The organism is Paenibacillus sp. FSL H8-0122 (assembly GCF_038005345.1).
Lineage (GTDB): Bacteria > Bacillota > Bacilli > Paenibacillales > Paenibacillaceae > Paenibacillus_AQ.
On record NZ_JBBOTB010000001.1, the window covers coordinates 6,400,388 to 6,414,857 of the forward strand.

A 14,470-nucleotide genomic window follows, 5' to 3' on the forward strand; every position below is an offset into this window, starting at 1 on the left:
GCCGGGTGTGGAAACCGCCATCCCACATAGCTGGGATCTATAGCACCGGCCGCTCATACCAATACCCCGGAATCCCCCGTTCCAGCCGCATCAGCGCCTCCAGATAATAATAATCGCCCCAGATCGTGTAATCATCCGGCGAATCCCCGGCTCTGGCGGAATATGCGCCATGCTCCAGCAGACCCTCGGCCTGATCGCTGCCATGGGTCGAATAATGCTCCGCCAGTGCTCTCACCGACGCCTCCCCCGCTTCCTGGAAGAATTGGCGCTCCGGGTCGCCAGCCTCCAGCTGCGCCGCAATCTCCAGCAGCCCGCAGGCGGCAATGGCCGATGCCGAGCTGTCGCGCTTCGTTCCCGGTTCAACGGGAACGTCGAAGTCCCAATACGCGACCCCATCCTCCGGCAGATGGGCCACGAAGTAACGGCCCAGCCGCTTCGCCGTATCCAGCATCTCCGCGCTCTTCAGATACCGGCTGATCAGGGCGAAGCCATAGATACCCCAAGCCTGCCCGCGCGTCCAGGTGGAGCCGTCCCTGTAGCCCTGATGGGTCCCGCCGCGGATGGCGTCTCCGGTGGCCGGATCGAAGTAGAAGGTATGATAGCTGGAATCATCCCCGCGCACCAGGAAGCGGCGGGACTTCAGCGCATGAAGCTCGGCTACCCGCCGGTAAGACTCATTGCCGGTCTGCTCATGCGCCCATAGCAATAGCGGCAGATTAAGCAGACAGTCGATAATGATCCGTCCACCGTTAACGGCATCGCCCTCCCGTCCCCAGGCCTGGATCAGGCGGGGCCCTTCGCGCCAGCGCTTCATCAGCATATCAGCCGCTTCCAGCGTAAGCTGTCTGGCGCCTTCATCCCGTTCGATAATCCACTGGGCCTTGGAGGACAAAGAGTACAGGAAGCCAATATCATGATGATCGAAGATGATCTTCTGGTCCATACGGCGGCGGAAGCTCTGGACGGTGCTTAACGCCTGCTCGCGATAGATCGGATCTTCACTGTACTCGGAGCAGAGCCAGAGGATGCCGGACCAGAAGCCTGCCGTCCACTCGGTATTGTCATTCAGTGTATAATGCTCATCCCCGGCACTCACATGGGGGAACCGGTCCCCGAATCTTGTAATATTACGTTTCGTTACGCGTAGTGCATCCTCAATCGCTTGTTGCCACATGTCAGTATATCCTCCTTGTTATACATTATCGTTCTGGATCAGCCGATTGGCCTGTTTATACTGGCCCGGAGTGATCCCCTCATATTTCTTGAACACACGGATGAAGGAATTGCTGTTCAGGAAGCCCACACGCTCTGAGACCTCCTGCACATTCAGTTCATCAGCCTCCAGAATCCGCTTGGCCTCTTCAATCCGGTACTGGTTGATATAGTCAATAACATTGGTGCCGGTCTGTTCCTTGAAATACTTCGAGACATACGTAGGATGGAACCGGAAGCGTTCCGAGATATGGGTCAGTCCCAGATTCACATCATTGTAATTCTCATGAATGAATTCCAGGAGCTGCTCCTTCAGCTCGGTGTTATGGGAACGCTTGCGTTCATGCACCATCTGGCAGACCGTCTCCAGAATCTGCAGCAGCTCCGTCTCCATCTCCTCGAAGGTCTCACAGACGAACAGCCGCCGGATCAGCTCGTTGCGCCGGGTCAGTTCCTTCTGGTCATCCGTCTTGATCTGCTCTGTGGCCTTCAGCATGGTCCCGATCAGCTCGAACATCAGACAGCGGGCCAGCTCAACGGATAAGGGCTCCCCGGCAAAATTAGTCATCAGAATTTCATTCATCACCTCGGTGGAGCGGGCATAGTTCCCTGTGGCAATATAATTGACCAGCTGACGTTCCAGATCGAGCGGATAATACAGCTCCTCCTTGGGCTGCCGGATGCGGTCCTGGTCAATAATCTGGCCGATGCCGAGAATCAGCCGGTATTCCAGCGCCTCCTCCGACTCCCGGAAGCAGGCGGAGATGTCTGCCAGAGAGGTGTGGACACTGCTCACGCCAACGGAGAAATAGATCAGGAAGCGTGATTGGATGAAATGCTGCGCCTCCCCGGTCGCCCGGATCAGCTCCGGCACTGCGTCCGCCGTATTTCCCCGGAGATTGACCAGCAGCGCAATCCGTCCATCCATCTCTGCGGAATAGACCGGACCTGCCGGGCCCAGCAGCTCCTCCAGCACATTGGTAAGGATCAGATGGACGAACTGGCGCTTCCCCTCCTCATCCTCCGGGGCCCGTGTGCGGAACAGACCCTCATAATTCTCTATGTGTACCAGCAGGACCGCAAAGGCATCGCTCTCTAGCGGGAGGCCCAGACGCTCCATCTCCCCGGCAAGACCTTCTCCCGGCTGTACCCGTCCCTTCAGCAGTCTCGCCAGGAAGCTGCTGCGTACCATCGTCTGCTGCTCCTTCAGCCGCGTGGCGAACTGGTCCTGCTCCTCCCAGGCCCGGGTCAGCACCGTCTGCAGGATGCCGAACTCGTCATCCGGCTGCTCCAGCTTCCCCTTAACCTTGTCGGAGATAATACTCATAATCCGGCCAAGCGGCCGGTAATTCCGGCGGGTGAACCACCAGGCAGCGATGCCGCCCAGCAGCAGAACAGCAGCCACACCGGCGAAGGTGATACTGCGGATCACCATCAGCTTCTTGGCATAGATCCGGGTCGGAACGATAGAGACATACTGCCAATCCTCAACACTAGAGGATATTTGTGAGACCGTCACCGATTCCCCGTTCCAGTCGGCCGTGCCGGTCCGCCGTCCGCTATCCTTATTTTGCTGCAAGTATTGATGTATCGTGTAAGGGGTTTCAACGGTGCCTGTGGAGAACAGCGTTCGCCCGTCACGGTCCAGGATGAATACAATACTCTCCGGCTCCAGCCGCACATTGTTGATCGCCTGCTGGAAACGTTCCGGGTCCAGCATCACCACAAAGGTCGCCGGGCTGCTCTGCGACACCTGAACCGGGAACGGCTGCAGATAGACCAGCGTTTCTTCAATGCGGCGGTCTTCGCTGAGGACCTTCATTTTGCGGAAGACACTCTGGTCTGACTCCTGCATCAGCCGGGTCCACTCCGGCCCGCTTACCCCGGTCCCCTCATAGTAAATGTCATACAGCAGCTTCTTGGATACCAGCGAAGAGGAGGACAGCGCCACATCCGAAGACTTCACATAGATGTACAGCTCGCGGATGAGCCCGTTCCCGATCCGGATCGACTTGAGGTTCTTGATCAGCTCCAGCCCCATCAGCCGCCATCTGGCATCCTGCTCGGAGGCGTGGTTGATGAAGCTGCTCAGCTGGGAATCGGCCATGAGCTGGCTGCTGATACTGCTGATATCCTGGGTCTGGCTGTCGATGGTCTCCTGCACCTGGGACAGCAGCACCATGTTGGAACGGTTCACCTCTTCCTTCAGCAGATTGCGGGACTCCGCAAAGACAGCCGCCCCAATAGTGACGGGAATGAGCAGGATGACCAGATAAGAGAGGCTCCAGGACAGCAGGATGCTTTTCTTTTTCATGGCGCTCCTCCTCCTTGTTCATGATGTGGGTACAGTGCTGGTGCGGCTCCGGTCTATTCCTTGATTGCGCCGATCATGACGCCCTTCACAAAATACTTCTGTAAAAACGGATATATAAACAGAATCGGCAGCGTAGCCACCATCACCGTTGCATACTTCACACTTTCTCCGATTGCTTCCTTGTCGCCCATAGCTGCCGAAGTGGTCATCGAATCCGTACTATTCTGGATCAGAATCTCCCTCAGCACCAATTGAAGCGGATACAAATCACGGTCGCGGATATACAGAATGGCGCTGAACCAGGAGTTCCAGTGGCCTACCCCGTAGAACAGAATCATGACCGCAATGACCGGCATCGATAAAGGTACCACAATCCGCCACAGAATGCGCATCTCCCCCGCACCGTCTATTCTGGCCGATTCCAGCAGACTCTCGGATATCCCCTGAAAGGCTGTACGCATAATGATCAGATTATAACTGCTGACCAGCCCGGGTACAATCAGCGCCAGCAGGTTATTGCCGAGGTGGAGCGTATTGTTAATCAGCAGGTAGGTCGGGATAATCCCGCCGTTGAAGAACATGGTGAATACAATGGCCAGCATGATCGGATTGCGCAGCATGAAGCTTTTGCGGGAGAGAGTATAGGCCCCCAGGATGGTAAAAAGCAAATTGAGCGCCGTGCCCAGCACTACGATCACCAGCGTATTCCGGTAGCCGGAGAGAATGCTCGGATTACTGAGCACCAGCTTGTAGCTGTCCAGATTGAACCCGTCCGGGAGCAGCAGCAGCCCGCTATGGGCCATTAGCCGGTTGGAGTCGCTTAACGAGGCATTCAGCACATGCCACAGCGGATACAAGGTGATGATAATAAGCAGAACCATGAGCAGCACATTGAGGCTGTCAAACAGTTTTTCGCCTATTGTTCGTTGAATGGTCATGAGAATCCCCCGCTTAGAACAGCTTATTGTCAGATACGGCCTTGGAGAGCCGGTTAGCGCCTATGAGCAAAATGAAATTGACCAGCGACTGGAACAGGCCGACCGCCGTAGTGTAGCTGAACTCTGCACTCTCGCTGATCCCCTTGCGGTAGACGAAGGTGGAGATGACATCCGCTGTATCGTAGACATTGGGGTTATAGAGCAGGATCACCTTCTCAAAGCCGATCTCCATCAGCCCGCCTATGCGCAGAATCAGCAGAATCACAATCATCGGGATAATGCCCGGCAGCGTAATATGCCATACCCGGCGTATCCGGCTGGCCCCGTCCACCTTCGACGCATCGTAGAGCTCCGGGTTAATTCCGCTGAGCGCAGCCAGATAAATAATGGTCGAGAATCCAAGCTCCTGCCAGATGGAGGAAGCCGTATAGATCGTGCGGAAATTCCCCGGCTCACTCAGCAGCGCGCTGCTCTCCCCGCCGAAGAACGTAATGATCGAATTGAACAGCCCGTCACGGGAAGAGAAATCGACCACCATCCCGCAAATGACCACCAGAGAGATGAAGTGGGGAATATAAGAGACCGTCTGCACCGTACGCTTGAATATTTCATGCCTCAGCTCATTGAGCAGCAGCGCCAGCAGGATCGGGGCCGGGAAGCCGAACAACAGTTGGTAGAAGCTGAGAATCAGTGTGTTTTTGAGCACCCGCCAGAAATAATAGCTCTGAAAAAAATCGCGGAAATGCTGCAGCCCCACCCACTCACTGCCCCAGATGCCCTTGCCGACGGTATATTCCTTGAACGCGATGACCGCACCATACATCGGCAGATACTTGAAGACCAGAAAATACAAAACCACGGGGAGCGCCATCCAATAGATCACTTTATTTCGCTTGTAATTCAGCCATACCAGGGATAACTTCCGGGTCACAAGTCTCCCTCCTTTCTTTTGCAGGACTAGCCTGCGGGGGCGCTAGTAGCTCAATCTGCCGCTCCGCAGGTAGCCTTCATCCTGATTTATCTTGCGTTGTAGCGGTCTACCGCCGCCTGCTGAATTTCAATCGCCCGCTTCACATTGAACTTGTTGATCTGGGCCGTGAACTTATCGAAGTTCTCCAGCGGCTCCGCACCGATGACGAACTTAATGAACATTTCATCGCGGTAGGTGGTGATGTCACTCATGATTTTGCTGTACTCACTGGATTCCTCTGTAGTCAGGCTGACCGGAGGAAGACCGACCTTAAGCGTGTTGTCACTGTATTTGGAAAAGAGCGTCACCGCGTCCTTCTGCTGCTGGTACTGGTAATACTGCTCGTTGTACCGGTCGTCATCCTCCCCGACAAACGGATAGTTGGCAATGAAATGCTTCGCCATCGCCTGAACCACCGACAACCCGTCCGGATTCTTCAGAATCTCATCCGTGTAAGTCGGATACCCGTCCTTCATCGTGTACGTCACGCCTTCTACGCCGAAGTTCTTCAGCATATGGCCTTCTTCACTGAAGAAATAATCCAGTGCCTTCACGGTCTCCTCCGGGTGCTTGTTGCTCTTGGTGATCGTTGCTCCGGCACCGCTCCACTCCCAGGACCGGCCGGTGAACATCGGCTCATCGCCCTTGTTCACTACTGGGAACTGGACGGCCGTAAGATTAGCCTCTGGCTCCTTCTCCTGAAGGGCGGGCAGATAACGCCCGATGCCACCGCCGATGTAAGTGAAGAAGGCACCGGCCTGGCCGCTCAGAATCTTGGCATCAAAGGTCTTCTGATCGTTGGTAGCGAAGTCAGGATCGATCAGCCCCTCCTGATACCAGCGGTGGAAGGTGGTCAGGAACTCCTTGAATTCCGGCTCGACCGGTCCGAATGCCACCTTGCCGTCCTTGAGGAAGATCGTATTCGTGATGCCGTAAGCTTCCAGGAAATTCGCGGCCGCCGGGCCCATCGTCGTCAGCTTGGGCGGAGCGCCGTACAGGAGCGGAGCGGTGACGCCCTTGTTCTCCTTGAAGGCCTTCAGCACCGTCTCCCATTCGGCAATCGTCTCCGGCTGCGGCAGCTTCAATTCATCCAGCCAGTCCTGGCGGATGAACATGCCGCCGAAGGTCTTGTACTTGCCCAGCCGCAGATGCGGGATGGCATAGATGTCGCCGTTATCCGCTTTCAGCTGCTTTGCCACCTCGGGATTCTCGTCCAGAATCTTCTTCAGGTTAGGCGCGTACTGGTCGATCAGATCATTCAGCTTAATGATGCTGCCGTCCGTGAACAGCTTGGAGTAATCGCCGTAGACAAACATCACATCCGGCAGCTTGTTGGATGCCAGCATGACGTTGAACTGCTCCGTCTCCGCCCCGACCGCCGGGTGCTGGAATTCCGTCTTAATGTTGGTCTTCTTCTCCCATTCCTTAATCGCCGTAATCTCACTCATATTCTTCAGCGTAATCGAGACATTCGTGTTCAGCGACGCCCAGATCGAGACCGGTGTCGGCTCATCCGCTGCTGCTCCCTCTGTATTCTTGTTGCCGTCCGCGCCGCCCGAGCAGCCTGCCAGTCCGCTTACCACCAGCAGCAGGCTGGCACTCAGCAGCATCCGTCTTCTCCAAGAGCTCTTCATCCTCCTCATCTCCCCCATATGTTCGTAATTGATATGCAGCTGCCGGAGGTGAACGATTCGGTTCGATTCGATCGCCGTTCTGCTGTGTTCTGCCCTCCCGCCCATCTAACTTAACGTTTCCGCCCCCGCCTTGACTATCTCCCATTCTTGCTGCGATATCGATATCTTGCTTATAGCCTGTCCAGCACAGGAATTGTATACGGATGTTGAGAAATTGGGATTGAATCTGTGTAGAGAGATTGAGCTAAGGAATTTTTGCGTTTTGGGATGAGCCGCGGCTCCAGAGAAGTTTTGGACTTCCGGCTGCTGCCCAATTTGAATTTCCTAATCAGAACCGCTGTTCGCGGTAGAAATTCAAATACAAAGGCGGACGCTCCCGCTCCTACAGTTCCAAAATTCCCCTTCGTCACTTTCCCCTTAACTTTACAGCTAGAGTTAACTTAACCTAGGCGGTCAGCCCTGCTAGGGGAGGACCATGTACCGCCCGTATCCGGCGGATTCTAGTTCAGTAGTGCTCCACATTCTCCCTTTGGGCTGCATTCGGCCCGTGCACTTCGCGCCAGCACATTATAATCGGTTTTTCGATTATATTTGGCCTACACGCCGCCGGTCCCATTGTAATCGGTTTTTCGATTACATTTGGCCCACGCGCCGCCTCCCCGTCCGATTGTAATCGGTTTTTCGATTACATTTGGCCTACATGCCGCCACCGCTCCCATTGTAATCGGTTTTTGACATACAATCGGCCCGGTTGCCTTCGTGAGGCCAAATGTGTTCGGTTTTTGACATACAATCGGCCCGGTTGCCTTCATGAAGCCAAATGTGTTCGGTTTTTGACATACAATCGGCCCGGTTGCCCTCGTGAAGCCAAATGTGTTCGGTTTTTGACATACATTCGGCCCACACACCTTCACCAACACGAAAAAAGACACCGTTAAGTGTCTTCATCGCCAATCTATGGAATTCGCCTAATCCGGCGTAGCTTGCCCTGCCCGCCGCTCAGGCGCGGGATAGTACCGACATCACCGTCTCCAGCACCACATTCACGCCCATCTCACAATCCTCATAGGAGGTGAGCTCTTCCTCGCAATGGCTTTTCCCGTTCACACTTGGGACGAAAATCATCGCCGACGGCAGGAACCCGGCCACGAACTGGGCATCATGCCCTGCGCCGCTGGCCAGCTTCCGGTTGCTGTAGCCCAGCTTCTGCGCAGCCTGCTCCACCAGCGCACAGATCCCCGGATCGAACCATACCGTGTCGCGGCCCCACAGCTTCGTCTTCGATACGCTGCATTCCAGCAGCTCCTCCGGCAGGCCGTTGATGATCGCTTCAACCTCCCGGACGACCTCCATATCCTTATGTCTCGCTTCCACGGTGAAGATCACCTTGTTTGGAATCACAGTATGGATATTCGGCAGTACGTTCATCCGGCCCATCGTGTAGACCAGCTCAGGGTCCAGCACCGCCAGCTTGCGGCGCAGCTCCGTAATAATATCCGTAGCGGCAAACAGCGCATCCCGGCGCATATTCATCGGCGTAGTCCCGGCATGATCCGACTCCCCGGTCACTTCAATCTCATAGCAGGCCATGCCCACAACACAGTCAACCAGACCGATCTTAACGTTCTCCTTCTCCAGCACAGGGCCCTGCTCAATATGCAGCTCCAGATAAGCGGCCGCTTCGCTGATCCGGTTCTCCGCCTCCCCGGCGTAACCGCTGGCCTCTAGCGCCTCGCCGAAGCTAGTCCCCTCCGCATCCTTCTTCTCCAGCATAGCCGTCTTATCGAACTTGCCGGACAAGACGCCTGATGCCATCATAGACGGCTCGAAGCGGGCACCTTCCTCATTGGTGAAGTTCATCACCGTGACAGGCAACCGGGGCCGAATCCCTTGATCCACCAAGGTTCTCACTACCTCAAGGCCTGCAATCACCCCGAGCACACCGTCGAATCTGCCGCCCTTCTTGACAGTATCCAGATGTGAGCCCATCACTATGGGCGGCCCCTCTTCACTGCCAGCCAGAGTGGCATACATATTGCCCAGATCATCCGCCTTCACGCTCATGCCCAGCTCTTCGCAGCAGGCAGTGAAATAGCCGCGTACCCGCACATCCTGCTCCGACAGCGACAGCCGGGTGACGCCGTTATGGTCTGTCCGCCCGAAATCGGCAAAGGCCTCAATGGTATTCTTCAGCCGCTCACCGTTCACCAATAGTTGCTTCACCTGCATCGGCTTATTCCCCCGTTTCCGCTGATATGGAATGATTGCTATCCTTATATGTTAACGAATTCCACCTGTTTGTCATTGTACATACTGTAAAAATTATAGGCCGGAGAATTTCCGTTATTTGCTGGCACCTGCGGGGAAGTCTGTTAGAATATGAGACATCAGGATTACATATTGCAGGACGAGAGGGGTAAAAGTATGAATACTATTTTACGCAGCGGAGCTGCCGTGGCCGAGATCAGTTCACTCGGTGCCGAGCTGGTCAGCTTCAGAAGAACCGATACAGACACTGAATATATATGGAGCGGAGACGCCGCCTATTGGACAGGCCGTTCCCCGGTGCTGTTCCCGATGATCGGGGCAGCCGCAGGCGAAGCGGTCCGGGTGAACGGGGAGGCCTATCCGCTGGCCCGCCACGGCTTCGCCAGACGCAGCGAATTTACGCTGGTGGAGACAAGCGAGTCACAGGCGGTCTTCCGGCTGTCCCACAGTGCGGACACGCTGGCCAGCTACCCGTATCCGTTCCATCTATATCTGACCTATACTCTAAGCGGAAGCACACTGGATATCGGCTACCGGGTGGAGAATCCCGGTGATGGGGAGATGTACTTCCAGCTAGGCACCCATCCGGCGTTTAACTGCCCGATTGGCGGAGAAGGCAGCTTCACCGACTATTACCTTGAATTTGAGCAGACGGAGCACCTGGAGCGCCTGTTCCTGAATGAGTCCGGCCTGATCACGCCGGGCCAGAGCGAGGCCATGCTCGGCGGGGATAACAAGATGCCGCTGAACCACGAGATGTTCGCGCATGACGCCCTCGTCTTCCGCAATGTCCAGTCCAAATCGGTTGCCCTGAAAAGCAGACAGTCTGACCGGAGCGTAACGGTCGCCTTCACGGGCTTCCCCGATCTCGGCATCTGGCAGCCGAAGAATGCACCGTTTCTGTGCATTGAGCCCTGGCATGGCGTAGCGGACAGCGAAGGCTTCACCGGCGGTATCCAGGAGAAACAAGGCGTGATCTCCCTGCCGGCGGAGGGCCATTTTACAAGCTCGCTGATGATTACCTTTAACTGACCTTGCCTACATTCTATGTTTAGCTATAGCCCCACTTTGTGGGGCTATTTTGAAATATAAGGATTTTTATGTTTCACGCTATACATTATCCTTCTATTTCTCGCTGAAACGGTACCGTCCTTTAAAAGGACGGTACCGTTTCTACTTGCTGCTGCGGAGTACCGTGATCCCTGATTACATACGCCTTACACACCGCTTTAAATGAAGCGCTTTCGCCGTGTTTCCGGCATTTCTGCATACGATAAGTACACTTTAGTAGTATATACAACCTTTTGACCCGGATAGTAAGATTATCACAAATATAGTGACGCGTAGACCCGAATCAGAACCGGGAAAGGAAGTGACTGCTCGAGTGAAGCCAGAGATAAGTATTATTGTGCCTATCTACAACGTGGAACTGTACCTGAGGAAGTGTGTGGATTCGATATTGGCGCAGACCTTCCGCAGCTTTGAATTGATTCTGGTCAATGACGGATCACCCGATAAGTGCGGCGAGATTTGCGAGTATTACAAGGAGCTGGACCCGCGTGTCGTCGTCATTCATAAGCAGAACGGCGGATTGTCCGATGCCCGCAACTATGGAATTGATGTGGCAGAGGGCCGGTATATCGGGTTCGTCGACAGCGATGACTGGATCGAACCGGACATGTACGAAGCCCTGTACGGACTCATCACCGCCCACAATGCAGATATCGCTGTATGCGGTCATTGCGAGGTGCAGGATGATGTCAAGCTGGAAAAGTCCTTCACGCACCAGGTGCGTGTATACGATAATGCGCATGCCCTCGACAAGCTGCTGGAGGATACCGAGATCCAGAACCTTGCCTGGGATAAGCTGTACAAGGCCGAGCTGTTCAGCCAGGTGAGATACCCGGTCGGCCGGTATTTCGAGGACATTTTTACCACCTATAAATTATTCCTCCAGGCGAACAAGACCGTCTCGCTGGATTCCCCCAAATATCTGTATCTGAAGCGAAGCGACAGCATCACCGGAGCGATGAACAACCGGAAATATTACGACCGCTATTGCGCGGCGCTGGAGATCTACGAGACGATTCAGGATAAAAACTATCCGATCGCCAAAGAAATCTCGTTATCCCGGACGGTAACGGAAGGCATTGAGCTGTGCAACTTCCAGCTGATTACCGGCGAGACTGCAGTTAACAAGGAATATCTGGCCGAGCTGGGCGGGTTCCTGAGCAAGCATACCTCCGCGATCCTGCGCAACCGCATTCTCCGCCGGGAGATGAAGACCGCTGCCCTGCTGATTATGACCAGCTCCACGGTATACAAAATGCTGTATTATTCCAAACTCCGTTTGAAGGGAAGTAATATGATATGAGCCAAGCCCTTGAGAAGATCCTGCCGCTGTCTTTCCGCAATTATGTAAGCAATATTCCCGTCTATCAATATTATAAGGGCTATCTGAGCTACCGGAATGCATATAAAGACAAGACAAAAGCCATTTACGTCGTCGGCTCCCCCGAGCATGACAATCTGGGCGATCACGCCATCACTTATGCGCAGATGAATTTTTTGCGGAAAGCTTTTCCCGACTATACGCTCATAGAGATTGTAGCCAACCGGCTGATGCATAACATGAAGTGCCTGGAGGAATTCTGTTCGCCGGAGGATATCTTCGTGCTTCAAGGCGGCGGCAACTTCGGAATCGAGTATTTCCGCGAGGAAGAGGTACGCCGCAAGATTATCTCCGAGTTCCCGAATAACAAAATCATCGTCTTCCCGCAGACCATCTACTTCGGAGATACCGAGCTTGGGCGCGCGGAGTTCAAGAAGACACAGGACCTCTATGGCTCCCACAAAGACCTCACGCTGGTCGCCAGAGAGGCAACGTCGTACGAAATTATGAAAGCAGGTTTCAGAAACAACGCAGTGCTGTTAACGCCGGACATTGTCATGTCCCTGGACATCACTGACCCTCCCAAGGAGCGCCACGGTGCCCTTCTGTGCATTAGAGCCGATAAGGAGAGTATTTTCAGCGACCAGGATAAGAAGGTCATCCAGGAGTACACCTCCAAGCACTACAGCACAACTACCTTCACGGACACCTGCATCCTCCGCCCTGTCTCCCTGGAAGACCGGGATCACGAGCTGAATACCTTATGGAATCAGTTCAAAGAGGCCGAGGTTGTGATTACGGACCGGCTGCACGGGATGATTTTTGCAGCGATTACGTCCACGCCTTGTATTGCGCTGGGGAATTACAATTATAAGGTCGTAGGCAGCTACGAATGGATCAAGCATCTGGGCTATGTGAAATTCACGAACGATGTGAAGCAAATCCCGGCATTGCTGGAAGAACTGAAGACGCTTGAGCGCCCACGGTACAATAATGAATTCTCGGTCCAGCATTACAACCAAATTATTGAAGCCATGTCGAATAGCAGCGCTGAAGAACCTGCTTCGTCTATCGTTACCGCTTAAGATAAGCACAAGACACTCTCTGTAGCGAGGAAGCGATCCCACCCTTGAAAACAAATATAAAACTTGCTGCAATCATAACCTATGCTTCGGTATTCCTAGGCGTTATTATCTCCTTGGGCTCGACGCCGTTCATTGTGTCGACCCTGGGGAAATCCGAATATGGATTATTCGCGCTGGTGAACTCCATCATCGCCTATATCGTCCTGCTGGATCTGGGCTTCGGCAGCGCGGTCATCCGCTTCAATGCGAAATACATCTCCGAGAATGACTCCGCAGGCCAGCGCAATATTAACGGAATGTTCCTGCTGCTGTTCTCAGCCATCGGACTCCTCTCCTTACTTGCCAGTGTGATTCTGGTGTTTAATTTCGATGCGATCTTCAGCAGCCTTGATGAAGCTGAGCTGGGCATTCTGAAGACCATATTCATCATTGCCGCCATCAACGTGGCTGTCTCGTTCCCGCTGAATATCTTCAGCTCGATCATTACGGCCTATGAGCGGTTCGTCTATCTCAAAATCATCAATCTGATCCGCGTGGTCCTCTCTCCGGCCATGATGGTGCTGGTCCTGCTGTTCGATTTCAGATCGACAGGGATGGTCACCGTTGCGCTTGTGCTGAACCTGGCGATCGGCGTGATCAACGTGGTCTTTTGCCGCACCAAGCTGAATCTGAGGGTCCGGTTCCACGGCTTCGATACCAAGCTGTTCAAGGAGATCTTCAGCTATTCGTCGTATATCTTATTATCCTCGATTGCCTTTCAGATCTATACGAATGCTGATCCGCTGATCATCGGGATGTTCCTCGGGGCTACGCCCATCGCCATTTTCGCCATCGCTGCCCAGCTCAACACGTATATTCTCAACTTCTCCAATGTGCTGGCCAGCTTCTATCTGCCGAAGCTCACCAAGATGATCGTCAAGGGGGCAGATCAGGCGGCCTTAATGCTGGAGCTGGTCAAAATAGGCAGAATCCAGGCGCTGATCGTAGGCTACATCGTCTCGGGCTTCGTGTTATTCGGACAGAGCTTCATTCTGATCTGGCTCGGCCCGGATTACAAATATGCATACACGGTTGCGCTGATCATCATCATTCCCCAGATCACGTCGATTGTGCAATCGCTGTTCGCCACCATGCTGGAAGCGATGAATATGCACAGGGTCAAGGCCTTTATCTACTTCTCAGTTGCAATTCTGAAGGTGGCTTTAACCTTCTGGTTCATCCGGATCTGGGGGATTACAGGCTGCGCCATTGCTACGGCTATCGGAATGATCATCAATGTATGCCTGAATAATGTGTACTACAAATATAAATTGAAGTTCGATATTCTTCATTTCTGGCTCCAGATCATCCGCGTCTTCATTCCGGTGGTGCTGCTGTCCGGTGTGTGCGGGTTCCTGCTTAGCTTCGTGAGCATCACTTCTTACGTGTACCTGGGCATGTATGTCATCCTGTACTCCCTCATCTATGTGCTTACCATGTGGCTGTTCGGACTGAACGGGGCTGAGAAGCAGATGGTGGCCGGACCGGTTAGAAAAATGGCTCTGCGGAGTCAGGCCTAGGACTCTACGTGAGGCGGGGCTGATTGACAGGCCGCGCTTAGGTGCTGCCTGCTCCGTGGGGGGCATAAACAAAGAAGCCTGTGCGGACAAGATCCGCA

The 14,470-nt window shown here is 54.2% G+C and carries 10 protein-coding genes; 4 read left to right on the plus strand and 6 right to left on the minus strand.

Going from position 1 to position 14,470, the window contains the following annotated elements; translation table 11 throughout:
* Positions 1 to 37: 37 nt before the first annotated feature.
* The 6 genes from NSS64_RS27310 to NSS64_RS27335 form a co-directional block, all read right to left on the minus strand.
* Positions 38 to 1,174 (minus strand): glycoside hydrolase family 88 protein, encoded by a 1,137-nt coding sequence (locus NSS64_RS27310; protein ID WP_341142201.1) that lies wholly within the window; start codon positions 1,172 to 1,174, stop codon positions 38 to 40.
* Between the two features lie 18 nt (positions 1,175 to 1,192).
* The gene (locus tag NSS64_RS27315; protein WP_341142202.1) at positions 1,193 to 3,526 is read right to left on the minus strand and encodes a helix-turn-helix domain-containing protein; all 2,334 of its coding nucleotides are present in this window, start codon (positions 3,524 to 3,526) and stop codon (positions 1,193 to 1,195) included.
* Between the two features lie 53 nt (positions 3,527 to 3,579).
* The gene (locus tag NSS64_RS27320; protein WP_209994071.1) at positions 3,580 to 4,464 is read right to left on the minus strand and encodes a carbohydrate ABC transporter permease; all 885 of its coding nucleotides are present in this window, start codon (positions 4,462 to 4,464) and stop codon (positions 3,580 to 3,582) included.
* A gap of 13 nt (positions 4,465 to 4,477) precedes the next feature.
* On the minus strand, positions 4,478 to 5,335 hold the full coding sequence (locus tag NSS64_RS27325) for an ABC transporter permease (protein WP_445667857.1): 858 nt from the start codon (positions 5,333 to 5,335) through the stop codon (positions 4,478 to 4,480).
* Positions 5,336 to 5,481: 146 nt separating this feature from the next.
* A complete protein-coding gene (locus NSS64_RS27330; RefSeq protein WP_341142204.1) occupies positions 5,482 to 7,068 on the minus strand; it encodes an extracellular solute-binding protein in 1,587 nt (528 codons plus the stop codon).
* A 999-nt stretch (positions 7,069 to 8,067) separates the two neighbouring features.
* Entirely contained in the window at positions 8,068 to 9,297 is a 1,230-nt protein-coding gene (locus NSS64_RS27335; RefSeq protein ID WP_341142205.1) for a Zn-dependent hydrolase, read from the minus strand.
* 195 nt (positions 9,298 to 9,492) lie between these two features.
* Between NSS64_RS27335 and NSS64_RS27340 the strand changes: the two genes are divergently transcribed.
* The 4 genes from NSS64_RS27340 (at position 9,493) to NSS64_RS27355 (ending at position 14,372) form a co-directional block, all read left to right on the plus strand.
* On the plus strand, positions 9,493 to 10,368 hold the full coding sequence (locus NSS64_RS27340; RefSeq protein ID WP_341142206.1) for an aldose 1-epimerase family protein: 876 nt from the start codon (positions 9,493 to 9,495) through the stop codon (positions 10,366 to 10,368).
* Between the two features lie 352 nt (positions 10,369 to 10,720).
* A complete protein-coding gene (locus tag NSS64_RS27345; RefSeq protein ID WP_341142207.1) occupies positions 10,721 to 11,710 on the plus strand; it encodes a glycosyltransferase in 990 nt (329 codons plus the stop codon).
* Positions 11,707 to 12,813 (plus strand): polysaccharide pyruvyl transferase family protein, encoded by a 1,107-nt coding sequence (locus NSS64_RS27350; RefSeq protein WP_341142208.1) that lies wholly within the window; start codon positions 11,707 to 11,709, stop codon positions 12,811 to 12,813. The genes NSS64_RS27345 and NSS64_RS27350 overlap by 4 nt, the downstream gene beginning before the upstream one ends.
* A 44-nt stretch (positions 12,814 to 12,857) precedes the next feature.
* A complete protein-coding gene (locus NSS64_RS27355) occupies positions 12,858 to 14,372 on the plus strand; it encodes an oligosaccharide flippase family protein (RefSeq protein WP_340945444.1) in 1,515 nt (504 codons plus the stop codon).
* The last annotated feature ends 98 nt before the right edge of the window (positions 14,373 to 14,470 follow it).

Excerpts from the sequence above, each read along its gene's own strand:
- NSS64_RS27325 (WP_445667857.1), bottom strand. The coding sequence starts at position 5,335 with ATGGCGCTCCCCGTGGTTTTGTATTTTCTGGTCTTCAAGTATCTGCCG.
- NSS64_RS27350 (WP_341142208.1), top strand. The coding sequence starts at position 11,707 with ATGAGCCAAGCCCTTGAGAAGATCCTGCCGCTGTCTTTCCGCAATTAT.
- NSS64_RS27315 (WP_341142202.1), bottom strand. The coding sequence starts at position 3,526 with ATGAAAAAGAAAAGCATCCTGCTGTCCTGGAGCCTCTCTTATCTGGTC.
- NSS64_RS27310 (WP_341142201.1), bottom strand. The coding sequence starts at position 1,174 with ATGTGGCAACAAGCGATTGAGGATGCACTACGCGTAACGAAACGTAAT.
- NSS64_RS27330 (WP_341142204.1), bottom strand. The coding sequence starts at position 7,068 with ATGAAGAGCTCTTGGAGAAGACGGATGCTGCTGAGTGCCAGCCTGCTG.
- NSS64_RS27340 (WP_341142206.1), top strand. The coding sequence starts at position 9,493 with ATGAATACTATTTTACGCAGCGGAGCTGCCGTGGCCGAGATCAGTTCA.
- NSS64_RS27320 (WP_209994071.1), bottom strand. The coding sequence starts at position 4,464 with ATGACCATTCAACGAACAATAGGCGAAAAACTGTTTGACAGCCTCAAT.
- NSS64_RS27335 (WP_341142205.1), bottom strand. The coding sequence starts at position 9,297 with ATGCAGGTGAAGCAACTATTGGTGAACGGTGAGCGGCTGAAGAATACC.